The sequence below is a fragment of the Streptomyces venezuelae genome, from assembly GCF_008642335.1.
Taxonomy (GTDB): domain Bacteria; phylum Actinomycetota; class Actinomycetes; order Streptomycetales; family Streptomycetaceae; genus Streptomyces; species Streptomyces venezuelae_F.
On the sequence record NZ_CP029191.1, the window covers coordinates 1186032 to 1208979 of the forward strand.

18 protein-coding genes are annotated in these 22948 nt (G+C 72.0%); 2 read left to right on the forward strand and 16 right to left on the reverse strand.

What is annotated here, in order from left to right:
- Nucleotides 1-75 precede the first annotated feature (75 nt).
- Entirely contained in the window at nucleotides 76-762 is a 687-nt protein-coding gene (rpe, locus tag DEJ49_RS05190) for a ribulose-phosphate 3-epimerase (RefSeq protein WP_150182797.1), read from the reverse strand.
- 135 nt (nucleotides 763-897) lie between these two features.
- Here rpe and DEJ49_RS05195 point away from each other — a divergent pair, with 135 nt between their 5' ends.
- The gene (locus DEJ49_RS05195; protein ID WP_150182799.1) at nucleotides 898-3009 is read left to right on the forward strand and encodes an MMPL family transporter; all 2112 of its coding nucleotides are present in this window, start codon (nucleotides 898-900) and stop codon (nucleotides 3007-3009) included.
- Here the strand turns inward: DEJ49_RS05195 and DEJ49_RS05200 are convergent.
- The 3 genes from DEJ49_RS05200 to fmt form a co-directional block, all read right to left on the reverse strand.
- On the reverse strand, nucleotides 3006-4337 hold the full coding sequence (locus DEJ49_RS05200; RefSeq protein ID WP_150182801.1) for an MFS transporter: 1332 nt from the start codon (nucleotides 4335-4337) through the stop codon (nucleotides 3006-3008). The genes DEJ49_RS05195 and DEJ49_RS05200 overlap by 4 nt on opposite strands.
- Nucleotides 4338-4447: 110 nt before the next feature.
- Nucleotides 4448-5890, reverse strand: a complete 1443-nt coding sequence (locus DEJ49_RS05205; RefSeq protein ID WP_150182803.1) for an RsmB/NOP family class I SAM-dependent RNA methyltransferase — start codon at nucleotides 5888-5890, stop codon at nucleotides 4448-4450.
- A gap of 100 nt (nucleotides 5891-5990) precedes the next feature.
- On the reverse strand, nucleotides 5991-6935 hold the full coding sequence (gene fmt, locus DEJ49_RS05210; RefSeq protein ID WP_150182804.1) for a methionyl-tRNA formyltransferase: 945 nt from the start codon (nucleotides 6933-6935) through the stop codon (nucleotides 5991-5993).
- A 284-nt stretch (nucleotides 6936-7219) separates the two neighbouring features.
- Here fmt and DEJ49_RS05215 point away from each other — a divergent pair, with 284 nt between their 5' ends.
- Nucleotides 7220-7780, forward strand: coding sequence for a hypothetical protein (locus tag DEJ49_RS05215; protein ID WP_150182806.1), 561 nt, complete (start codon nucleotides 7220-7222; stop codon nucleotides 7778-7780).
- 98 nt (nucleotides 7781-7878) lie between these two features.
- Here the strand turns inward: DEJ49_RS05215 and DEJ49_RS05220 are convergent, their stop codons facing one another.
- From DEJ49_RS05220 to DEJ49_RS05275, 12 genes are all read right to left on the reverse strand, one after another.
- Nucleotides 7879-10074, reverse strand: coding sequence for a primosomal protein N' (locus DEJ49_RS05220; protein ID WP_150182808.1), 2196 nt, complete (start codon nucleotides 10072-10074; stop codon nucleotides 7879-7881).
- Between the two features lie 112 nt (nucleotides 10075-10186).
- Nucleotides 10187-11395 carry a methionine adenosyltransferase gene (gene metK, locus DEJ49_RS05225; RefSeq protein WP_150182810.1) on the reverse strand — a complete coding sequence of 403 codons (1209 nt, stop codon included), beginning with the start codon at nucleotides 11393-11395 and terminating at the stop codon, nucleotides 10187-10189.
- 353 nt (nucleotides 11396-11748) lie between these two features.
- Nucleotides 11749-12993 carry a bifunctional phosphopantothenoylcysteine decarboxylase/phosphopantothenate--cysteine ligase CoaBC gene (gene coaBC / locus DEJ49_RS05230; RefSeq protein ID WP_150182811.1) on the reverse strand — a complete coding sequence of 415 codons (1245 nt, stop codon included), beginning with the start codon at nucleotides 12991-12993 and terminating at the stop codon, nucleotides 11749-11751.
- Between the two features lie 57 nt (nucleotides 12994-13050).
- On the reverse strand, nucleotides 13051-13323 hold the full coding sequence (gene rpoZ, locus DEJ49_RS05235; RefSeq protein WP_005319902.1) for a DNA-directed RNA polymerase subunit omega: 273 nt from the start codon (nucleotides 13321-13323) through the stop codon (nucleotides 13051-13053).
- Between the two features lie 52 nt (nucleotides 13324-13375).
- Complete coding sequence (gmk, locus tag DEJ49_RS05240) at nucleotides 13376-13969, reverse strand: guanylate kinase (RefSeq protein ID WP_150165581.1); 594 nt, start codon at nucleotides 13967-13969, stop codon at nucleotides 13376-13378.
- A gap of 38 nt (nucleotides 13970-14007) precedes the next feature.
- Nucleotides 14008-14334: an integration host factor gene (locus DEJ49_RS05245; protein ID WP_055564204.1), complete on the reverse strand. Its 327-nt coding sequence runs from the start codon at nucleotides 14332-14334 to the stop codon at nucleotides 14008-14010.
- Between the two features lie 255 nt (nucleotides 14335-14589).
- Entirely contained in the window at nucleotides 14590-15435 is an 846-nt protein-coding gene (gene pyrF / locus DEJ49_RS05250; RefSeq protein ID WP_190329270.1) for an orotidine-5'-phosphate decarboxylase, read from the reverse strand.
- Nucleotides 15432-16547, reverse strand: a complete 1116-nt coding sequence (locus tag DEJ49_RS05255) for a quinone-dependent dihydroorotate dehydrogenase (RefSeq protein WP_150182813.1) — start codon at nucleotides 16545-16547, stop codon at nucleotides 15432-15434. The genes pyrF and DEJ49_RS05255 overlap by 4 nt, the downstream gene beginning before the upstream one ends.
- Before the next feature lie 84 nt (nucleotides 16548-16631).
- Nucleotides 16632-19940: a carbamoyl-phosphate synthase large subunit gene (gene carB / locus DEJ49_RS05260; RefSeq protein WP_150182815.1), complete on the reverse strand. Its 3309-nt coding sequence runs from the start codon at nucleotides 19938-19940 to the stop codon at nucleotides 16632-16634.
- Entirely contained in the window at nucleotides 19933-21075 is a 1143-nt protein-coding gene (gene carA, locus DEJ49_RS05265; RefSeq protein ID WP_150182817.1) for a glutamine-hydrolyzing carbamoyl-phosphate synthase small subunit, read from the reverse strand. Before carA ends, carB begins: the two co-directional genes overlap by 8 nt.
- A complete protein-coding gene (locus DEJ49_RS05270) occupies nucleotides 21072-21665 on the reverse strand; it encodes a hypothetical protein (RefSeq protein WP_150182819.1) in 594 nt (197 codons plus the stop codon). Before DEJ49_RS05270 ends, carA begins: the two co-directional genes overlap by 4 nt.
- A complete protein-coding gene (locus DEJ49_RS05275; protein WP_150182821.1) occupies nucleotides 21662-22948 on the reverse strand; it encodes a dihydroorotase in 1287 nt (428 codons plus the stop codon). The genes DEJ49_RS05270 and DEJ49_RS05275 overlap by 4 nt, the downstream gene beginning before the upstream one ends.

The window sequence follows — 22948 nt, forward strand, 5'->3', positions numbered from 1 at the left end:
CTGGATTCGCCGTTCATCCTTGCAGATCCGGCCTGGTCGATCAGCCCTGGCGGACTGCGTTCACGTTCCCTTGGCTCAGTGGTCGCACGCCCAGCCGCTTGACGAGGTCTTTGCCTCGGCTTGGGTGCGCAATGAACGTACCGCGTCCGCGGGATCCTTGGCGCCGTAGACGGCGGAGCCGGCGACGAAGACGTCGGCGCCCGCCTCGGCGCAGCGCTCGATGGTCTCGGCCGAGACACCACCGTCGACCTGCAGCCACATCTCCAGGCCGTGCTTGGCGATCAGCTCACGGGTGCGGCGGATCTTGGGCAGCATGATGTCGAGGAACGCCTGACCGCCGAAGCCGGGCTCCACCGTCATGATGAGCAGCATGTCGAGCTCGGGGAGCAGGTCCTCGAACGGCTCGATGGGGGTCGCGGGCTTCAGCGCCATCGAGGCGCGGGCGCCCTTGGCGCGGATCTCGCGCGCGAGCCGGACCGGCGCGGCGGCCGCCTCCGCGTGGAACGTGACGGATCCGGCGCCCGCCTCGACGTACTGCGGGGCCCAGCGATCGGGGTCCTCGATCATCAGGTGGCAGTCCAGCGGCGTGTCCGTCGCACGGGCCAGGGACTCTACGACCGGCACCCCGAGGGTGAGGTTCGGGACGAAGTGGTTGTCCATCACGTCGACGTGGAGCCAGTCGGCGCCTTCGACTGCCTTTGCCTCCTCGGCAAGACGGGCGAAGTCCGCGGACAGGATGCTGGGGTTGATCTGCACGGCCATGCCCCAAGCCTGCCATGCCCGGCGCTGGTTGCTGACCGCAGTCCACCGCCATGGGCACAACGGCTCCCGCGACCGCGTGCCCAGTGCCATGCTGGACGGTCCAGCGGCACCGCGCACGGCGAGCGGGGGGAAGCCATGGCGGAGGAACGGCGGCGGGAGCGGCGCGGCGTCGCGTGGCTGGTGTGCGGGCGGCGCACCAAGTGGCTGGTGGTGCTGTTCTGGCTGGTGGTGATCATCGTCGCCGCACCCCTGGCCCAGAAGCTCACCGACGCCCAGGAGAACGACGCGGAGTCATGGCTCCCCGGCTCCGCCGAATCGACCCAAGTCCTGGACATCTCGGCCGAGTTCAGGCCCGAGGTGATCCCCGCGATCATCGTGTACGCCCGCGAAGGCGGCCTCACCGCGGCGGACCGCGTGCAGATCGCGCAGGACGTGCGGCAGGCCAAGGAGCTGCGCGCCCACGGCATCCGCGGCGCCGAGACCCGCGGCCCTCTGTACGACGAGAAGGCGGGCGCCGAGGCGGCCCAGGTGGCCGTCCCGATCACCATGGACGCCGAGGGCTGGGAGCGCATCGGGCCCGCCGTCGACAGCATCCGGGAGCGGGTCGGGGACGGTGGCGACGGCCTCGCCGTGCACATCACCGGTCCCGGCGGCACGGGCGCGGACTCGGCCGAGGCGTTCGAGGGCATCGACTCGACGCTGCTGCTCGCGGCGGCCGGCATCGTGATCGTCATCCTGCTGTTCACCTACCGCAGCCCGACGCTGCTCCTGGCCCCGCTGCTCTCCGTGGTCACCGCGCTGTTCACCGCCCAGGCCCTCATCTACCTCCTGGCCGAACACGCGGACCTCACCGTCAACGGCCAGAGCGCGGGCATCCTGACGGTCCTCGTCTTCGGCGCGGGGACCGACTACGCGCTGCTCCTGGTCGCTCGCTATCGCGAAGAACTGCGCCGTCACGAGGACCGGCACGAGGCGATGGCCCTGGCCCTGCACCGGGCGGGCCCCGCGGTCCTCGCGTCGGGTGCGACGGTCGTCCTGAGCATGCTGGTGCTGCTGGCCGCCGAGATGAACTCGACGAGCGGTCTCGGTCCGGTCGCCGCGATCGGCGTCACGGTGGGGCTCCTGGCGATGCTGTCGCTCTTCCCGGCCCTCCTGGTCATCTTCGGCCGGTGGTTCTTCTGGCCGCTGATCCCGCACGTGGGCTCCCCCGAGCCGACCGAGCGCGGCCTGTGGGCGCGAACCGGCCGGCGCATCGACCGCCGCCCGCGGCTGATCTGGGGCGTCACGGCGGCGACCCTCGCCCTGCTCTCGCTCGGCCTCCTGCAACTGCGGGCCGACGGCCTCAGCAACGCGGACGCCTTCACCGACAAGCCGGACTCGATCACCGGCCAGGAGGTGCTCGCGCGGCACTTCCCCGCGGGCTCCGGCGATCCGCTGGTCATCGTGGCCGGTCAGGCCCAGGAAGACGCCGTCGCCCGCGTCGTACGGGACACCCGTGGCGTGGTGCCCGCGAGTGTCGCGCGGCCGCCGGGGACGAAGGCCGCATACGACGGCAAGGTCCTGTTCGAGGCGACGCTGACGGACTCGTCGGACAGCGCGGCCGCGAAGCGGACGGTGGAGCGGGTGCGGGACGCCGTCCACGCCGTACCCGAAGCGGACGCGCGGGTGGGCGGCGGCACGGCGGCCCTGGTCGACATGGAGCACGCCACGGCCCACGACAACAAGCTCATCATTCCGCTGGTCCTTGCCGTGGTCCTGCTGATCCTCGCCGTGCTGTTGCGCGCGGTGGTGGCCCCGCTGCTCCTCATCGCGACGGTGGTCCTGTCCTTCGCGACGGCGCTCGGGCTCAGCGCGCTCGCCTTCCGCCACCTCTTCGACTACGCGGGCGAGCCGACGGACTTCCCGCTCTTCGTCTTCGTGTTCCTGGTGGCGCTCGGCATCGACTACAACATCTTCCTGTCCACCCGCGTCCGCGAGGAGGCGGGCCGTCAGGGCACGCGCGCGGGCGTCCTGACGGGTCTCGCCGCGACCGGCGCGGTGATCACGTCGGCGGGCCTGGTCCTCGCGGGCACGTTCGCCGCGCTGGGCACGCTCCCGATGGTGGCGTTCGCCGAGATCGGCTTCGCGGTGGCGCTCGGCGTCCTGCTCGACACCTTCGTCGTACGTTCGGTCCTGGTGACGGCCCTGTTCCTGGACGTCGGCCCGAAGGTGTGGTGGCCGCACCCGCTGGCACGGCGTGGCGACTAGGCCTTCTTCGCCGCCCTCATGGGGATGGTGAGGCGCCGTACGTGTGGCAGTGCCAGCGGGAGCAGCGCCGCGGTGGTGACCGCGGCCGCGGCCCACGCGAGGGTGGTGTGCAGTCCGAGCCGGGCGGCGGCGGGGCCGGTGAGGAGGTAGGCGACGGGGATGGGCAGCATCTGGCCGAGCGTGGAGTACGACAGGACGCGGCTGAGGCGGTCGCCCGGGATGCGTTCCTGGAGCAGGGAGAGCCATACGACCATGGCGAGCTCCAGGCCCGCGCCCGCCACAACGAACGCGGCCACGAGCGCGGGCAGCGGGGCGCGGACGGCCATCGCGGCGAGGGGCAGGGCCAGCATCACGGTCCCGCCGCACACGACGGCGCCGGCGGCGGACGGCCGCCACGCCAGTGCCAGTGCGGCCCCCGCGATCAGGCCGCCGGTGAAGGCGGACACGACCACGCCCCACAGCGCGGCCCCGCCGAGGACCCGTTGCGCGTACAGCGGCCCGAGCATCTGGTAGCCCGCCAGCCACGCGGAGCCGGTGACAGCGGCCTGGCACACCATCACCGCCAGCCAGCGCCGCCGCCACACCTCCTGCCAGCCGCGGCCCATCTCGCCCCGCAGACCGGTGCCCGGCCTGCCCTCCCGCGGCGCCGTGGAGTCCGGGCGTACGGCCGCCCGGGGCACCTTGATCCGCGCGAACAGCACGGCCGACACCGCGAAGGTGACCGCGTCCCAGACGAGCGCGAGGGCGGGGCCCGCCGCGGCGATGAGCACACCGCCGAGCGCCGGGCCGGCCATCTTCCCCACGTTCTGCCCGAACTTCAGGAGCGCGTTGGCCGTGCGCCGCTGCTCGGCCGGTACCACCTGGACGACGGCGCCGTCCGCCGCCGGAGCGAAGAACGCGCCCGCGGCACCGCACACCCCCGACGTGACCGCGAGCTGCCACGTGTGGACGGCGCCGGACCAGATCAGACACGCGGCCGCCGTCTCGGCGAGCGCGCAGACGACGTTGGACCACACCATCACGCGGAAGCGGTGGTACCGGTCGGCGATGACACCGCCGACCGGCAGCAGGAAGATCTGCGGCAGGACACCGGCCGCGAGCACGATCCCCAGGGCCTGCGGGCCGCCGCCGGTGGCGAGCGCGGCGAACGCGAGGGCCAGCGGCGCGACGGCCGATCCGGCCCACGACAGCAGGTAGCCGCACCAGTGCAGCCGGAAGCCGCGCCGGGCGAGCGGCACGACGGCTTCACGCAGCCGGGCCCGCCCCTTGTTCCGTACACCGGGCCGGGGCTCCGTCGGATCCGGCGGCGCCGCGCTGACCGGCTTCATCCCGGAGACTCTAGGGCGGCGCCGGTCCCGCGCACGCCGGGCGCGCCAACCTCCCCCGAACGGTCAGCCATCCGAGGGAGAGCGAGCCGTACGCCTTGATCGTGCAGCCGTCAGGCGGTGCGCCGGATCAGCGCCAGATACATCGCGTCCGTGCCGTGCAGATGCGGCCACAGCTGTACGTCGGGTCCGTCGCCCAGCGCCGGGACGCCCGGCATCAGGGGCCGCGCGTCGACGAGTTCGGCGCCGCCGTTGTGCTTGAGGACGTCGTCCACGACGGCCCGCGTCTCGGCGAGGTGCGGGGAGCACGTGGCGTATCCGACGATGCCACCGACCCGCACCGACTCCAACGCCGTGCGCAGCAGCCCGCGCTGCAGCGGGGCGAAGCCGTCCAGGTCCTGCGGGCGGCGGCGCCAGCGGGCCTCGGGGCGGCGGCGCAGGGCGCCGAGTCCCGTGCAGGGCACGTCCATCAGGACGCGGTCGAACGTGCCGGGCCGCCACGGCGGGCGGGTGCCGTCGGCCGCGATGACCTGGTAGGGCCCGGGGTTCCCGGCGAGCGCCTGGGCGACGAGGCCGGCCCGGTGCGGCTGCTTCTCGGCGGCGAGAAGAGCGGCGCCGCGCTGGGCGGCGAGTCCGGCGAGCAGGGCCGCCTTGCCGCCGGGGCCCGCACAGCCGTCGAGCCACTTCTCGTCGGGTCCTTCGAGCGATGCGTTCGCGAGTGCGAGCGCGACCAGCTGGCTGCCCTCGTCCTGCACACCCGCGCGCCCCTCGCGCACCGCCTCCAGGGAGCCGGGCTCGCCGCCCTCGCTGAGCCGCACGGCATACGGCGACCAGCGTCCGGGCAGCGCGGAGTCCTCGCCGACGGAGTCGAGGAGTTCGTCGGCGGTGGTGCGGCCGGGGCGTGCCACGAGCGTCACCTCGGGCCGCTCGTTGTCCGCCTCCAGCAGGTCCTCGATGCCGGCGCGGCCGCCGCCGAGGGAGTCCCACAGCGCCGAGACGACCCAGCGGGGGTGCGAGTGGACGACGGCGAGGTGGTCCTCAGCGTCCTCGTCGTAGGACGGCGCGACCTTCGCCACCCAGCCGTCGAGGTCGTCCTGGGAGACCTTGCGCAGCACGGCGTTGACGAACTTGGCGCGCCCGTCACCGAGCACGACGCGGGCCAGCTCCACCGACGCGGAGACGGCGGCGTGCGTCGGGATGCGCGTGCCGAGCAGCTGGTGCACGCCGAGGTTGAGCACGTCGAGGACCGGCGGGTCGACCTCGCGCAGCGGCCGGTCGATGCAGGCCGCGACGATCGCGTCGTACGTCCCCTGACGGCGGAGCGTTCCGTAGACCAGCTCGGTGGCGAGCGCCGCGTCCCGCGTGTCGAAGTCGCCCTTGTCGCGCGCCTTCTTGAGGAGCGGCGGCAGCACGAGGTTGGCGTACGCGTCGCGCTCGTCGACCGCTCGCAGCGCCTCGAAGGCGAGGTAGCGGACGGGGTCCTTCTGCGGGCGGCGGTACGGCTTGCCGGACTTCCCGGAGGGTTTACGGGGTCGCCGGTTCGGCTGGTCGTTCAAAGGTGCTCCGCTGCTGGGATGGGTCGAATGCGGGGTGGTCCGGATGCCGAGGGGATCCGGGTGCCGGAGGGGTCCGGATGCCGGAATGGTCCGAACCCGCTCAGCCTACGTCGCCGCGCCCCATCCGCTCACCCGGGGCGATCCGGACCCCGCGCGCCCAGTCCGCGCCACGCATCGGCTTCTTGCCCTGCGGCTGGACCCAGAGCAGCTCGACGGCGTGCGAGCCGGAACCGACGTACACGTTGTTCTTGGCGGCGGAGATCTCACCGGGCGCGAGGTCGGTGCGGTCCTGGATTGGCGCTGCCTGGATGATCTTCAGCCGCTCGCCGCGGAAGACCGTCCAGGCGCCGGGCGCGGGGGTGCAGCCGCGCACGACGCGGTCCACCCGCATCGCGGGCGCCGCCCAGTCCACCTCGGCGTCCTCGACGGTGATCTTCGGGGCGAGGGTGACGCCGTCGGCGGGCTGCGACACCGCCTTGAGGCTGCCGTCCTCGATGCCGTCCATCGTCGCGACAAGCAGTCCGGAGCCCGCGAAGGCGAGGCGCGTGAGCAGGTCGCCGCTGGTGTCGGTGGGCCGCACCGCCTCGGTGACCGTCCCGTACACCGGCCCGGAGTCGAGACCCTGCTCGATCAGGAACGTCGAGGCTCCGGTGATCTCGTCGCCCGCCATCACCGCGTGCTGCACCGGCGCGGCACCGCGCCACGCGGGCAGCAGCGAGAAGTGCAGGTTGACCCAGCCGCGGGCCGGGATGTCCAGGGCGGCCTTCGGCAGCAGCGCGCCGTACGCGACGACGGGGCAGCAGTCCGGGCCGATCTCGCGCAGCCGCGCCAGGAAGTCCTCGTCGCGCGGCTTCGCGGGCTTCAGCACCTCGATGCCGGCCTCCTCGGCGCGCTCCGCGACCGGGCTCGCGACCAGCCTGCGGCCCCGCCCCGCGGGCGCGTCCGGGCGGGTCACCACGGCGGCCACCTCGTGCCGGTCGGAGGCGATCAGGGCGTCCAGTGCGGGGACGGCGACCTCGGGAGTGCCGGCGAAGACTAGCTTCACTGAGGGGTACCTCGGATCTCTGGTCAGTGGTGGTCGGTGGGTGGTGCGACGGCAGCACACCAGTCTATGGGCCGCGCACGGGCCCCGCCCGGGCCGGTCGTCCCCGCTGATGGGCGACGCTCCCCCGCCGGGGGCGTACGAAGCGGCGCGCGCCCTGTGCATATGCATATACGCCCCTGCACCGTGACCCCACACGAACTAGCGCGTTGGTCAAGAAAGAGTTGACCACAACGGGCCGCCGACGCGGCCCGATCCTTTTCAACGCCGGTTCGAGAGGCTTGTTCATGGCCGACCACGCAACCCACGACGCCCAGGCACGGGCCAGCCTGCACCTCCTGGTACGGGACATCGAGCGGGTCCGGCGGCAGGTGGACGCGCTGCGCACCCTCACCGCGCAGCTCGGCAACGTCTACCGCCCGCGCCGCTCCAGCCCGTCCGCGGGCTTCGTCGTGTACGGGCGGGCCCCCGCCCCGACCGTCCGTCTCGCCCAGGAACTCCGGGACAGCGTCGAGACGCTGGTCACGGCGGCGGTGGACTTCGACCGCTCGCTGGGGTTCTCGTGGGACGCGGTGGGCTCGGCCCTCGGCGTCACCAAGCAGGCGGTCCACCGCCGTTACGGCGCGCGACGGGCCACCACGCAGGCGGCGGCCGAGGCGGAGCGCGCGGCGGAGAACCCGACGCCCGCGGTCACGTCGACGGCGACGGCGACGCGTCCCCTCCCGGTCGGCGTACCGCTGCCGTCCGTGCCCGCGGCCCGCACGATGCCGACGCAGCCCACGGCGGGCAGCCCCACGCTCCGCGACGAGCCCAGGCCGACGGCTTTCCCCGGCCCCCGCAACGGCTGACCCCGCCCCACCGACCGCTGCCCCCTCGCTCCTCCGCCAAGGACGAGGGGGCAGCTTCACGTACAGACGTCGTCCACCGTCAGCTCAGAGCCGCGTCATCACCCGATGTCCAACGGATCCACCCGCACCCGCACGGGCTCTCCCCCGGCCTCCCTGGCACCCTTCGCCCCCCGCGCCATCCGCGCGGCCTGCGCCGTCTTCAGCGAGGCGGCGAGTGCGGCGCCGCTGCCGGGCGGCACCCGGATCAACACGCGCTCCCACGGCTCGGACCCGGGCGGCGCCCCGGCACCGCGCCGCGACCCCCCGGGACCGGCCCCCGCGGGCCCCCCAGCTGCCCCGCCCCGCACTGGAACCGGCCCCAACACCGCCGCGTCCGCGGGCAGTTCGGCACCCGCCAGGAACTCGGCGAGCGCCTCCGGCGGGCCGGACACCGACGCCATGCGCGACACCGGCGGGAAGCCCAGCTCGGCGCGTTCCGCGAGTTCACGCACCGCGTGGCCCACCGGATCCCACCGCACCAGCGCCTGCACCGGCCGCAGGGTCGGCTCGGCCACGACGACCACCGTGCCGCCCGCGCCCTGCGGCCGGACCAGTGACGCGGCGCCGACCCAGCGCCGCAGCGCGTCCTCGCCGGCCCGCAGGTCGGGGCGGCCCAGCATGGCCCAGCCGTCGAGCAGCAGGGCGGCCGCGTAACCGCCCTCGGCCACGGGCTCCGCACCCGGTGTGCTGACCACCAGCGCCGGCGCCCCCGGCACCGTGTCGAGCACCTGCTCACGGCCCGACGTCCGCACCGGCACCGCGGGGAACGCCCGGCCCAGCTCCTCCGCGGTCCTGCGTGCCCCGACGACCTGCGCCCGCAGCCGGAACCCGCCGCAGGACTCGCAGTGCCAGGCAGCCTCCTCCACCCCGCACCAGCCGCACCGCAGCGCGGACCCGCTCTCCTGCGCCTCCAGCGGCCCCGCGCACCGTCTGCACCGGGCCGGCTCACGACACCGCTCACAGGCGAGCCGCGGCACATAGCCACGCCGGGGCACCTGCACCAACACGGGACCGTGCTTCAGCCCCTCACGGGCGACCTGCCACGCCAGCGTCGGCAGCCGCGCGGCCCGTGCCGCCTCGTCCCGCGCGAGGTCCAGGTCGCCCACGGTCCGCACGAGCGGCGCGGCGCCCCGCACCTGCTCGCGGTCGGCGACGAGCGGCGCGGCCCACCCGCTCTCGACGAGCTGCGCCGCCTCGACCGTGCAGCTCCAACTCCCCAGCAGGAAAGCGCACTTGTCGCGCGTCGCCCGCAGTTCGAGCACTTCGCGCACATGCGGGAAGGGGGCCCGGTCGTCACTGTGGTTGGAGTCCCCGTCGTCCCAGACGACGACGAGGCCCAGGTCCCGTACGGGCGCGAACATGGCGGCCCGCGTGCCGACGACGGCCCGGACCGTCCCGCGCCGCACGGCGAGCCACTCCTGATAGCGCCGTTCCTGCCCGGCGTCGGCGGTGAGCAACGCGTGCTGTCCCGGACCGAGCAGCTCGCTCAGCGCCGCGTCCACACGCGCGGCGGGCCGCCCGGTCGGCACGACGACGAGCGCGCCCCGCCCTGAGGCGAGCGTGGCCTGCACGGCGCGGGCGATCTCCTCGGCCCACTGGGGCCCCGGCAACGCCGTCCACACGGCGCGGGGCGCGCCCCCGGAGGCCAGGGAGCGCAAGAAATCAACCCCGTGCCCGTACCTCCCCCAACTCCCCGGTTCGGGCGCGGTCGGCGGGGCGGGCGGCTCGGGAGCCGCCTTGGCCTCGGCGCGCGCGTGCCGGGGCGGCACGGCGAGCTGCAACACGTCGGCGAGGCTGCCCGCGTAGCGATCGGCCACGGCCCGCGCGAGTTCGAGCAGCCCCGAGTCGAGCACCGGCTCCGGCGACACGACCTGCGCGAGCGCCGCCAGGGGCCCGTTGTAGTCGGTCTCCGCGCACCGCTTGACGATGAACCCGTCGATCAGCCCGCCGCCCTCGCGCCGCCCCTCCCGCACGTTCCGCGACCCGGCCCCGAACCGCACCCGGACCCGCACCCCGGGCTGCGCCTCGGCGTCCAGCTCCTCCGGCACGGCGTAGTCGAAATAGCGGTCGAGGTGCAGCACACCCTTGTCCACGAGCACCCGCGCGACCGGCAGCTCCTTGGCCAGCGCGGCCCCCCGCCAGGTCCGGGGCTTGGCGCGCGGCACCTTGGCCCTGCGCACCGACTCCCGGATCAGCGCAAGCTGCTCCGGCTCCTCGGCTCCCCCACCCTCGCCCCCTGCATTCTCCCTGCTCACAGCTGCATTCCTACCAGACCGCACTGACACGGCCGCCCGGCCGCGGAGACGCCGAGGCCCGGCACCCCCGCAGGGGTACCGGGCCTCGACCGTGATCCGGTGGGGGCGGGGACTACAGCCCCGCCGCCTTCCGCAGCGCCTCCACCCGGTCCGTGCGCTCCCACGTGAAGTCGGGGATCGCACGGCCGAAGTGGCCGTACGCGGCGGTCTGCGAGTAGATCGGGCGGAGCAGGTCGAGGTCGCGGATGATCGCGGCCGGGCGGAGGTCGAAGACCTCGCTGATGGCCGTCTCGATCTTGTCCGTGTCGATCGTGGCCGTGCCGAACGTCTCGACGAAGAGACCGACCGGCTCGGCCTTGCCGATCGCGTACGCGACCTGGACCTCGCAGCGGGACGCAAGGCCCGCGGCGACGACGTTCTTGGCGACCCAGCGCATCGCGTACGCGGCGGAACGGTCGACCTTGGACGGGTCCTTGCCGGAGAAGGCGCCGCCGCCGTGGCGGGCCATGCCGCCGTACGTGTCGATGATGATCTTGCGGCCGGTGAGGCCCGCGTCGCCCATCGGACCGCCGATCTCGAAGCGGCCGGTGGGGTTGACCAGCAGGCGGTAGCCCTCGGTCTCCAGCTTGATGCCGTCCTCGAGGAGGGCCTTCAGCTCGGGCTCGACCACGAACTCGCGGATGTCGGGAGCGAGCAGCGAGTCCAGGTCGATGTCGCTCGCGTGCTGCGAGGAGACGACGACCGTGTCGAGACGGACGGCCTTGTCGCCGTCGTACTCGATGGTGACCTGGGTCTTGCCGTCGGGGCGCAGGTAGGGGATGGTCCCGTTCTTGCGGACCTCGGAGAGGCGGCGCGAGAGGCGGTGCGCGAGGTGGATCGGGAGCGGCATGAGCTCCGGGGTCTCGTCGCAGGCGTAGCCGAACATCAGGCCCTGGTCGCCCGCGCCCTGCTTGTCGAGCTCGTCCTCATCGCCCTCGACACGCTTCTCGTACGCCGTGTCGACGCCCTGCGCGATGTCGGGGGACTGCGAGCCGATGGACACCGAGACGCCACAGGAGGCGCCGTCGAAGCCCTTCTTCGAGGAGTCGTAACCGATCTCGAGGATCTTGTCGCGCACGAGCTGCGCGATCGGCGCGTACGCCTTCGTCGTGACCTCGCCGGCCACGTGGACGAGGCCCGTGGTGATCAGCGTCTCCACGGCGACCCGGGAGGTCGGGTCCTCCCGCAGAAGCGCGTCGAGAATGGTGTCGCTGATCTGGTCAGCGATCTTGTCGGGGTGACCCTCGGTCACAGACTCCGAGGTGAAGAGGCGCCGGGACACATCGCTCCCTGTGGTTGCAGCGGCTGCTGGCTGATCATGGGTGGACGGCCGGGAGCTGCGCCCGGCGTCGTCCGAGACCAGTTTATCGGTCACACTCGGCCGCCGGACCACATGTCTCGCCACTTGGGAGCCCTGTGACCTGCGACACTGCGTTGCGCGGTACGACGATCGGCCCTCGCCGGGAAGCCTCGTGCCCGATTTTGCCGGGTTTGAGGCGCCCGATGAGGCGAAGATGACATTGAGCCCTGCCCGTGGACACCTCGTCAAGACAGGTGCTCGAATATGGCCGAGTTCCGGATGGTGAGACGGGGAACACCGGCAGCACGGGGAACACGGGCAGTACCGAGCGGCCCTCAGACGAGGCGCTGTGCGACCAGGTCCCAGACCGTGTCCGCGAGGGCCTCCTTGGGGCCGTACGGCACCGGCGTCTCGCTGCCGTCCGCGCCGAGCACGACCGCTTCGTTCTCCTCGGAGCCGAACGTCTTGCGCTCGCCGACCTCGTTGACGACCAGCAGGTCGCACCCCTTGCGGGCGAGCTTGGCGCGGCCGTTGGCCAGCACGTCGTCGGTCTCGGCGGCGAATCCGACGATCACCTGGCCAGGGCGGGGCCGCTCCCCCGCGATCTCGGCGAGGACGTCGGGGTTGCGGACCAGCGCGATCGGCGCGGGCTCCTGGCCGTCCTTCTTCTTGATCTTCCCTGTGGCGTACGTCTCGGGGCGGAAGTCGGCCACTGCGGCGGCCATGACCACCGCGTCGGCGTCGGCCGCGGCCTTCACGACGGCCTCGCGCAGCTGCACGGCGGTGCCGACCGGCACGACGTCCACGCCGGCCGGGTCGGGCAGCGACGCGTTGGCCGCGACGAGCGTGACGCGGGCGCCGCGCGCGGCGGCGCTGCGGGCGAGCGCGTAGCCCTGCTTGCCGGAGGAGCGGTTGCCGAGGAAGCGGACCGGGTCGAGGGGTTCGCGGGTGCCGCCGGCGCTGACGACGACGTGGCGGCCCGCGAGGTCCTGGGCCAGGTCTCCTCGCGAGAGGACGCGACGTACGACCTCGAAGAGCTCGACGGGGTCCGGGAAACGGCCCTTGCCGGTGTCGACGCCGGTGAGGCGGCCGACGGCGGGCTCGACGACGAGGGCGCCGCGGCGGCGCAGGGTGGCCACGTTCTCCTGGGTGGCGGGGTGCTCCCACATCTCGGTGTGCATGGCGGGGGCGAAGACCACCGGACAGCGCGCCGTCAGGAGGGTGTTGGTGAGCAGGTCGTCGGCGAGTCCGTGGGCCGCCTTGGCGAGCATGTCGGCGGTGGCGGGGGCGACGATCACGAGGTCGGCGTGCTGGCCGATGCGGACGTGCGGCACCTCGTGGACGTCGGACCAGACCTCGGTGGAGACGGGGTTCCCGGAGAGCGCGGACCAGGTCGCGGCGCCGACGAAGTGCAGCGCCGACGCGGTCGGCACGACGCGTACGTCATGGCCTGACTCGGTGAGCCGCCGCAGCAGCTCGCACGCCTTGTAGGCGGCGATCCCGCCGCTGACCCCCAGGACTACCTTCGGCTTCTCGGCCACTGCCTCTGTCTCCCCGCACTCGGATGCGTACTGCTCCATGACACACCACAGGCCCGGCAGTCGTACTGCCGGGCCTGTGGTGAAGGTACGAAACGCTTACTGCGCGGGGCCCTCGATGGCCTCGGACGTCAGCAGGCCCGCGTTGATCTCGCGGAGCGCGATCGAGAGCGGCTTCTCGTGGACGTGCGTGTCCACGAGGGGGCCGACGTACTCCAGGAGGCCCTCACCGAGCTGCGAGTAGTACGCGTTGATCTGGCGCGCGCGCTTGGCGGCGTAGATCACGAGGCTGTACTTCGAGTCGGTGGCTTCGAGCAGCTCATCAATCGGCGGGTTGATGATGCCCTCGGGCGCGGTGATGGAAGAGGACACTCTTCGCCTTCCGATGGGGTCAAGACCAGAAGGGTCAAGACAGGGGTAAAGATCAAAGAACCTTCATCAAGGCTAGCAGCTCACGGGCCACGTCCTCGACGGAGGTGTTGACGAGCGTCGTATCGAACTCGGCTTCGGCGGCGAGCTCCACCTTGGCTGCGGCGAGCCTGCGCTCGATGACCTCGGGCGCCTCGGTGCCGCGGCCGGTGAGCCGGCGGACCAGCTCGTCCCAGCTCGGCGGGGCGAGGAAGACGAGCTGTGCCTCGGGCATCGACTCGCGCACCAGGCGGGCGCCCTGAAGGTCGATCTCCAGGAGGACGGGCTCGCCCGCCTCCAGGCGGTCGAGGACCGCGCGACGGGGGGTTCCGTAGCGATTGCCCGCGAACTCGGCCCACTCCAGGAGCTCGCCGTTGGCGATGAGCTTGTCCATCTCGTCGTCGGAGACGAAGAAGTACTGGACACCGTGCTTCTCACCGGGCCGCGGCTTGCGGGTGGTGGCCGAGACCGAGAGCCAGACCTCGGGGTGTTCTTTGCGCATATGAGCGACGACCGTGCTCTTGCCGACCCCGGAGGGGCCGGAGAGCACGGTCAGCCGCGGACGTACGTCCGGGGGCACGGGGGTCGTCCCCCGGGATGTTGCAGCCATGCAGCGATTATCCAGGTTCTCAGGAGTGCCTGAGAACATCAGCCGGCGGCACCCCCACCGAACTCTCGCTCGAGCGACGCGATCTGGTTGGAGCCGAGACCGCGCACACGGCGGCTCTCGGAGATGCCAAGACGCTCCATGATCTGCTTGGCACGGACCTTGCCCACGCCCGGCAGGGACTCCAGGAGGGCGGAGACCTTCATCTTGCCGATGACATCGTTCTCCTGGCCCTGCTTGATGACCTCGTGAAGCGAGGCACCGGAGTGCTTGAGTCGATTCTTGACCTCGGCCCGCTCCCGGCGAGCCGCGGCGGCCTTTTCGAGCGCGGCTGCGCGCTGTTCAGGGGTAAGGGGCGGAAGAGCCACGCCTACGTCACCTCGGATGTCGAACTGTCGGATACGGACCGGTGAGGAACCTAGTCGCCCCACACCTGGTGAGCAACGTGCAACGCGCTTGCCCGTTCGCTCTCGTCGGAGACTAGCGGGCATGGCCGCCAGAGTCAGCGAGAACAGACGAAAAGTCCTGGTCAGCCTGCGCCGAGCCGTACATATCGGGCATATCTCCCCGGATTTGGCCGGGGAGCTGTCAAGGAAACATAAGGACGGGCCCCTTCGCCCCGCTCAGCGCGGCTCGACAGCCGCCCTGATCTCGTCCGCGAAGCGCGTCGCGGAGTCCCGCAGCGCCGTGACGTCGGGTCCGTGCCGCAGCACTCCCCGGCTGACGTTCGGGACGACGTTGCGCACCGCCGCGCCGAACACCGAGGGAAGATCGGCCGGGGTCGCGCCCTGGGCGCCGATGCCGGGGGCGAGCAGCGGGCCGTTGATCGCCAGGTCGTACGAGGACAGGTCCCCGAGCGTGGCGCCGACGACCGCGCCGAAGGACCCGAGGGGCTCCGCGCCCGCGTTCTCGGCGGCGAGGTGCCCGAGGACGGTGGCGCCGACCGTGCGGCCGTCCTCGCGCACCGCGTGCTGCACCTCGGCGCCCTCGGGGTTGGAGGTGAGGGCGAGCACGAAGAGCCCGGCGCCGTTCTCGCGCGCGAGGTCGACGGCCGGCTTCAGGGAGCCGTAGCCGAGGTAGGGCGAGACGGTGAGCGCGTCGCTGAACAGCGGCGAGTCCTTGTGCAGGAAGGTCTCGGCGTACGCGGCCATGGTCGAGCCGATGTCGCCGCGCTTGGCGTCCATGACGGTCAGCGCGCCGGCCGCCCGCAGCTCCTCGACGGCCTTCTCCAGGACGGCGATGCCGCGCGACCCGAAGCGCTCGAAGAACGCGCTCTGCGGCTTGAACACCGCGACGGTCCCGGCGAGCGCCTCCACGACGGTGCGCGTGAACCGCTCCAGACCCGCGATGTCGTCGTTCAGTCCCCACGCGGTCAGGAGCGAGGCGTGCGGGTCGATGCCGACGCACAGGGGGCCGCGCTCGTCCATGGCGTGGCGCAGGCGCGTGCCGAAGGGCTCCAGGGGGCTCATGCGGTGACCTCGGGCTTCCTCACATCGGCGCCGACCGCGTCGGCGAGGGTGGCGTACGGGCTCGTGCGCAGGCGTGCGGCGAGGCCCTTGTGGATGGCGCGGCCCCAGAAGGGCCCTTCGTAGATGAAGGCGCTGTAGCCCTGGACGAGGGTGGCGCCCGCGAGGATGCGCTGCCAGGCGTCCTCGGCGTTCTCGATGCCGCCGACGCCCACGAGGGTGATCCGGTCCCCCACGCGCGCGTAGAGGCGCCTGAGGACCTCCAGGGAGCGCTCCTTCAGGGGTGCGCCCGACAACCCGCCGGTCTCTTCGTAGAGGGCGGGTGCGGAGGCGAGGCCCAGGCTTTCGCGGGCGATGGTGGTGTTCGTGGCGATGATGCCGTCCAGGCCGAGCTCGACGGCGAGGTCGGCGACCGCGTCGATGTCCTCGTCGGCCAGGTCCGGCGCGATCTTGACGAGCAGCGGGACGCGGCGGCCCTCGACACTGCGGTCGGCGGCCTCGCGCACGGCGGTCAGGAGGGGCCGCAGCGACTCGGTGGCCTGGAGGTTGCGCAGGCCCGGGGTGTTGGGCGAGGAGACGTTGACGACGAGGTAGTCGGCGTGGCGGGCGAGCCGCTCGGTCGACTTCACGTAGTCGGCGGCCGCCTCCTCCTCGGGGACGACCTTGGTCTTGCCGATGTTCACGCCGACGATGGTCTTGAAGACGGGCGTACGGGTCGCCAGGCGCTCCGCGACGGCCGCGGAGCCCTCGTTGTTGAAGCCCATGCGGTTGATCAGCGCGCGGTCCGCGACGAGGCGGAAGAGGCGCTTCTTGGGGTTGCCGGGCTGCGGCTCGCCGGTGACGGTGCCGATCTCGATGTGGTCGAAGCCGAGCATCGACATGCCGTCGATCGCGACGGCGTTCTTGTCGAAGCCGGCGGCGAGCCCGAAGGGGCCGTGCATCCGGAGCCCGAGGGCCTCGGTGCGCAGTTCCTTGTACCGGGGCGCGAGGACGGCCGCGACGAAGGTGCGCAGCACGGGGACGCGGGCGGCGAGGCGGATCCAGCGGAAGGCCGTGTAGTGGGCCCTCTCCGGGTCCATGCGCTTGAAGACGAGGTTGAAGAAGAGTTTGTACATGGTGGGGTCCTCGGAGGTCCTCAGGGTGCTCAGGGGTGCTCACCAGAAGGGGGACACCGTTTTCGGTGTCCCCCTTGTGGGCTGCTAGTCGCGGGTCGCGGTCAGGTGTTCCGCGTGTTCCTGGAGCGATCGGACGCCCACGCCGCCGTGGTTCAGCGCGTCGATGCCCTGGACGGCCGCGGCCAGCGCCTGGACGGTCGTCAGGCACGGCACGGAGCGCGCCACGGCGGCCGTGCGGATCTCGTAGCCGTCGAGGCGGCCACCGGTGCCGTACGGGGTGTTGACGATGAGGTCGACGCCGCCGTCGTGGATCAGCTGGACGATGGTCTTCTCGCCGTTCGGGCCCTCGCCCTCGGACTGCTTGCGCACGACCGTGGCGTTGATGCCGTTGCGCTTGAGGACCTCGGCCGTGCCGGAGGTGGCGAACAGCTCGAAGCCGTGCGCGACCAGTTCGCGCGCCGGGAAGATCATCGAGCGCTTGTCGCGGTTGGCGACGGAGATGAAGGCGCGGCCCTTGGTCGGCAGCGGGCCGTAGGCGCCGGCCTGCGACTTGGCGTACGCGGTGCCGAACACCGAGTCGATGCCCATGACCTCGCCCGTGGAGCGCATCTCCGGGCCGAGGACGGTGTCGACTCCCGCGCCGTGGATGTCGCGGAAGCGCGACCACGGCATGACGGCCTCCTTGACGGAGATCGGCGCGTCCATGGGGAGCGTGCCGCCGTCGCCGACGGCGGGGAGCATGCCCTCGGCGCGCAGCTCGGCGACGGTCGCGCCGAGGGAGATGCGCGCGGCTGCCTTGGCCAGCGGCACCGCAGTCGCCTTCGAGGTGAAGGGGACGGTGCGCGAGGCGCGCGGGTTGGCCTCGAGGACGTAGAGGATGTCGCCCGCCATGGCGAACTGGATGTTGATCAGTCCGCGTACGCCGACGCCCTTGGCGATGCCCTCCGTGGAGGCGCGCAGGCGCTTGATGTCGAAGCCGCCGAGCGTGATCGGGGGCAGCGCGCACGCCGAGTCGCCGGAGTGGATGCCGGCCTCCTCGATGTGCTCCATGACGCCGCCGAGATAGAGCTCCTCGCCGTCGTAGAGCGCGTCCACGTCGATCTCGATGGCGTCGTCGAGGAAGCGGTCGACGAGGACCGGCCGCGAGGGGCTGATCTCGGTGGACTCCTCGATGTACGCCGAGAGCCGGGTCTCGTCGTACACGATCTCCATGCCGCGGCCGCCGAGCACGTACGAGGGGCGCACCAGGACGGGGTAGCCGATCTCGTCGGCGATCGCCTTGGCTTCCGCGAACGTCGTGGCGGTGCCGTGCTTGGGCGCGGGGAGGCCGGCCTCGGCGAGCACACGGCCGAAGGCGCCGCGGTCCTCGGCGGCGTGGATGGCCTCGGGCGAGGTGCCGACGACCGGGACGCCGTTGTCCTTGAGGGCCTGCGCGAGGCCGAGCGGGGTCTGGCCGCCGAGCTGGACGATGACGCCCGCGATCGGTCCTGCCTGCGCCTCGGCGTGGACGATCTCCAGGACGTCCTCGAGCGTGAGCGGCTCGAAGTACAGGCGGTCGGAGGTGTCGTAGTCCGTCGAGACGGTCTCGGGGTTGCAGTTGACCATCACGGTCTCGTAGCCCGCGTCGCTGAGCGCGAAGGAGGCGTGGACGCAGGAGTAGTCGAACTCGATGCCCTGGCCGATGCGGTTCGGGCCCGAGCCGAGGATGATCACGGCGGGCTTCTCGCGCGGGGCGACCTCGCTCTCCTCGTCGTACGAGGAGTAGAAGTACGGGGTCTTCGCGGCGAACTCGGCGGCGCAGGTGTCGACCGTCTTGTAGACCGGGCGCACGCCGAGAGCCTGGCGCACCTCGCGCACCACGTCCTCGCGCAGGCCGCGGATCTCGGCGATCTGGGCGTCGGAGAAGCCGTGCCGCTTGGCCTCGGCCAGCAGGTCGGCGTCCAGGCGCTCGGTGGCGGCGAGCTCGTCCGCGATCTCCTTGATCAGGAAGAGCTGGTCGACGAACCAGGGGTCGATCTTCGTCGCGTCGAAGACCTCGTCGGGCGTGGCGCCCGCGCGGATGGCCTGCATGACGGAGTTGATACGGCCGTCGGTGGGGCGCACCGCCTCGCGCAGCAGTTCGGCCTTGTCGCCGGGCTCGCCGACGAAGGTGAACTGCGAGCCCTTCTTCTCCAGGGAGCGCAGCGCCTTCTGGAGCGCCTCGGTGAAGTTGCGGCCGATGGCCATGGCCTCGCCGACCGACTTCATGGTGGTCGTCAGGGTCGAGTCCGCCGAGGGGAACTTCTCGAAGGCGAAACGCGGCGCCTTGACGACCACGTAGTCGAGGGTCGGCTCGAAGGAGGCCGGCGTCTTCTCGGTGATGTCGTTCGGGATCTCGTCCAGCGTGTAGCCGACGGCCAGCTTGGCGGCGATCTTCGCGATCGGGAAGCCGGTGGCCTTGGAGGCGAGCGCGGAGGACCGGGACACACGCGGGTTCATCTCGATGACGATGACCCGGCCGTCCTCGGGGTTCACCGCGAACTGGATGTTGCAGCCGCCGGTGTCGACGCCGACCTCGCGGATGATCGCGATGCCGACGTCGCGCAGGATCTGGTACTCGCGGTCGGTCAGCGTCATGGCGGGCGCGACGGTGATCGAGTCGCCGGTGTGGACGCCCATCGGGTCGAAGTTCTCGATGGAGCAGACGACCACGACGTTGTCGTTCTTGTCGCGCATCAGCTCCAGCTCGTACTCCTTCCAGCCGAGGATGGACTCCTCGAGGAGCACCTCGGTGGTCGGCGAGAGGGTGAGGCCCTGGCCCGCGATGCGGCGCAGCTCCTCCTCGTCGTGCGCGAAGCCGGAGCCGGCGCCGCCCATGGTGAAGGAGGGGCGGACGACCACGGGGTAGCCGCCGAGCTCGTCGACGCCCTTGAGGACGTCGTCCATGGAGTGGCAGATGTACGAGCGGGCGGACTCGCCGTGCCCGATCTTCTTCTTGACCTCTTCGACGACGCCCTTGAAGAGGTCGCGGTCCTCGCCCTTGTTGATGGCCTCGACGTTGGCGCCGATGAGTTCGACGCCGTACTTCTCCAGGACGCCCTGCTCGTGCATGGAGATGGCCGTGTTGAGGGCCGTCTGGCCGCCCAGGGTGGGAAGCAGCGCGTCGGGGCGCTCCTTGGCGATGATCTTCTCGACGAACTCGGGGGTGATCGGCTCGACGTACGTGGCGTCGGCGATCTCCGGGTCGGTCATGATCGTCGCCGGGTTGGAGTTGACGAGGATGACGCGCAGGCCCTCGGACTTGAGGACGCGGCACGCCTGGGTGCCGGAGTAGTCGAACTCGGCGGCCTGGCCGATGACGATCGGGCCGGAGCCGATGACCAGGACGGACTGGATATCGGAGCGCTTAGGCACGCTGACCCTCCATCAGGGATACGAAGCGGTCGAAGAGGTACGCGGCGTCGTGCGGGCCCGCGGCCGCCTCGGGGTGGTACTGGACGGAGAAGGCCGGCTGGTCGAGCAGCTGGAGGCCTTCCACCACGTTGTCGTTCAGGCAGACGTGCGACACCTCGGCACGCCCGAAGGGGGTCTCGGCGGCCTTGTCGAGGGGCGCGTCGACGGCGAAGCCGTGGTTGTGCGCGGTGACCTCGACCTTGCCGGTCGTGCGGTCCTGCACCGGCTGGTTGATGCCGCGGTGGCCGTACTTCAGCTTGTACGTGCCGAAGCCGAGGGCGCGGCCGAGGATCTGGTTGCCGAAGCAGATGCCGAACAGCGGTGTCCTGCGCTTCAGGACGGCGCTCATCAGGGCGACGGGGCCTTCGGCGGTGGCCGGGTCGCCGGGGCCGTTGGAGAAGAAGACTCCGTCGGGGGCGACGGCGTAGACCTCCTCCTCGGTGGCCGTGGCGGGCAGCACGTGGACCTCGATGCCGCGCTCCGCCATGCGGTGCGGGGTCATGCCCTTGATGCCGAGGTCGATGGCGGCGACGGTGAACCGCTTCTCGCCGACCGCGGGGACGACGTAGGCCTCCTTGGTGGCGACCTCCTCGTACAGGCTCGCGCCCTTCATCTGGGGCTGTGCCTTGACGCGCTCGACGAGCTCGGCGTCGGCCGGCAGCGCCTCGCCGGAGAAGATGCCGGAGCGCATGGAGCCGCTCTCGCGCAGGTGGCGGGTGAGGGCGCGGGTGTCGATGCCGCTGATGCCGACGATGTCCTGGGCGGCCAGCTCGTCGTCGACTGAGCGCTTTGCGCGCCAGTTCGAGGGGATGCGGGCGGGGTCGCGGACCACGTAGCCGGAGACCCAGATGCGGCCCGACTCGTCGTCCTCGTCGTTCCAGCCCGTGTTGCCGATCTGCGGGGCGGTGGCGACGACGATCTGGCGGTCGTACGAGGGGTCGGTCAGGGTCTCCTGGTAGCCGGTCATGCCGGTGGAGAACACCGCTTCGCCGAAGGTCTCCCCCACGGCCCCGTAGGCGCGACCGCGGAAGATGCGGCCGTCCTCCAGGACGAGTACGGCGGGAACCTTGCTGGTTCCCCTGGTGGAGGTCGTCATCGTGCGGTGCCTTCCGTAGTGCTGTTCTTGTCGTTCGTGTCGTCGGGCGTACCGACCATGTTGTTGAGCGTCTCGACCCACTCCGCCTGCTCGGCGGCGTGGTCCGAGCGGAAGCCGGAGTCGAGCAGCTTGCCGCCGTGTTCCCACGTGACGATCAGGAGACCGCCCTCCGTGAGGACCTTGCCCGCGATGCCCTTGTCGAGGCGGGCCTCGCGCAGCCGGGCGACCGGGATGAAGAAGTCGGTCGCGCCGGGGCGTACGACGTCCAGGCCCGAGTCGGTGAGCGTCAGCTCGACGCGGCTGCGGGTGCCCAGGCCGTGCGCCACGATGCGGTCGAGCCACTGCCCTGCCGTGGTCGAGCCGTGGTACCTGCCGCTCAGCTCAAGTCTCGCCGGACCCTGCTCGCTCGGCGCGGTGGGCAGCTCGGGCAGGTCGCCCTGGAGCGTGCCGCGCCACTTCCAGCCCTCGCGCATCAGCCAGTAGACGAGCGCGATGAAGAGCAGCAGCCCCACGACCCAGCCGAGCCGCGCGGCCCAGTCGGTCACCTCCGCCGACTCCTTGTCGGCGGCCAGTTCCAGAAGTGATGTCACGTGAGCTTCCCGTCGACGAGCGTGGCCCGACCCCGGAGCCACGTGTGGGTGACGCGGCCCGGCAGCTCACGGCCCTCGTAGGGCGTGTTGCGGCTGCGCGAGGCGAAGCCCGCGGGGTCCACTGCCCCACGGTAATCGGCGTCGACCAGGACGAGGTTCGCGGGCTCACCTGCCGAGACGGGGCGTCCGTGACCGGCGGCGCCGCCGATGGCTGCGGGCTTGAAGGACATCCGGTCGGCGACGGCCTCCCAGGTGAGCAGGCCGGTCTCGACCATCGTCTGCTGCACCACGGACAGGGCGGTCTCCAGGCCGACCATTCCCATGGCCGCCGCGGCCCACTCGCAGTCCTTGTCCTCGTGCGGGTGCGGGGCGTGGTCGGTGGCGACGATGTCGATCGTGCCGTCGGCGAGGGCCTCGCGCAGCGCCATCACGTCGCGCTCCGTGCGCAGCGGAGGGTTCACCTTGTAGACGGGGTTGTAGGAGCGCACCAGCTCATCCGTGAGGAGGAGGTGGTGGGGGGTGACCTCGGCGGTGACGTCGATGCCGCGGGACTTGGCCCAGCGCACGATCTCGACCGATCCGGCAGTCGACAGGTGACAGATGTGCACCCGCGAGCCGACGTGCTCGGCGAGCAGCACGTCACGCGCGATGATCGACTCCTCGGCGACGGCGGGCCAGCCGCCGAGGCCCAGCTCGGCGGAGACGACGCCCTCGTTCATCTGGGCGCCCTCGGTGAGCCGCGGCTCCTGCGCGTGCTGGGCGACGACGCCGCCGAAGGCCTTCACGTACTCCAGGGCGCGGCGCATGATCACGGCGTCGTCGACGCACTTGCCGTCGTCGGAGAAGACGGTGACCCCGGCGGCGGACTCGTGCATGGCGCCGAGCTCGGCGAGCTTCTTGCCCTCGAGGCCGACGGTGACGGCGCCGATGGGCTGCACGTCGCAGTAGCCGGACTCCTTGCCGAGGCGGTAGACCTGCTCGACGACGCCGGCGGTGTCGGCGACGGGGAAGGTGTTGGCCATGGCGAACACGGCGGTGTAGCCACCGGAGGCAGCAGCGCGCGTGCCGGTGAGGACGGTCTCGGAGTCCTCGCGGCCCGGCTCGCGCAGGTGGGTGTGGAGGTCGACCAGGCCCGGCAGGAGCACCTTGCCGTCGGCCTCGACGATCTCGGCGCCTTCGGCGGAGAGCCCCGTGCCCACGGCCTCGATCGTCTCGCCGTCGATCAGGACGTCCTGCGCCTCGCCGCCGAGCACCTTCGCACCACGAATCAGGATCTTGCTCAT

Bases quoted from the DNA above. Each gene is read 5' to 3' on its own strand.
- coaBC (WP_150182811.1), bottom strand. From the start codon at position 12,993: ATGGAGCAGTACGCATCCGAGTGCGGGGAGACAGAGGCAGTGGCCGAG.
- DEJ49_RS05195 (WP_150182799.1), top strand. From the start codon at position 898: ATGGCGGAGGAACGGCGGCGGGAGCGGCGCGGCGTCGCGTGGCTGGTG.
- DEJ49_RS05275 (WP_150182821.1), bottom strand. From the start codon at position 22,948: ATGAGCAAGATCCTGATTCGTGGTGCGAAGGTGCTCGGCGGCGAGGCG.
- gmk (WP_150165581.1), bottom strand. From the start codon at position 13,969: ATGGCTGCAACATCCCGGGGGACGACCCCCGTGCCCCCGGACGTACGT.
- DEJ49_RS05215 (WP_150182806.1), top strand. From the start codon at position 7,220: ATGGCCGACCACGCAACCCACGACGCCCAGGCACGGGCCAGCCTGCAC.
- rpe (WP_150182797.1), bottom strand. From the start codon at position 762: ATGGCCGTGCAGATCAACCCCAGCATCCTGTCCGCGGACTTCGCCCGT.
- carA (WP_150182817.1), bottom strand. From the start codon at position 21,075: ATGACGACCTCCACCAGGGGAACCAGCAAGGTTCCCGCCGTACTCGTC.
- DEJ49_RS05200 (WP_150182801.1), bottom strand. From the start codon at position 4,337: ATGAAGCCGGTCAGCGCGGCGCCGCCGGATCCGACGGAGCCCCGGCCC.
- pyrF (WP_190329270.1), bottom strand. From the start codon at position 15,435: ATGAGCCCCCTGGAGCCCTTCGGCACGCGCCTGCGCCACGCCATGGAC.
- DEJ49_RS05255 (WP_150182813.1), bottom strand. From the start codon at position 16,547: ATGTACAAACTCTTCTTCAACCTCGTCTTCAAGCGCATGGACCCGGAG.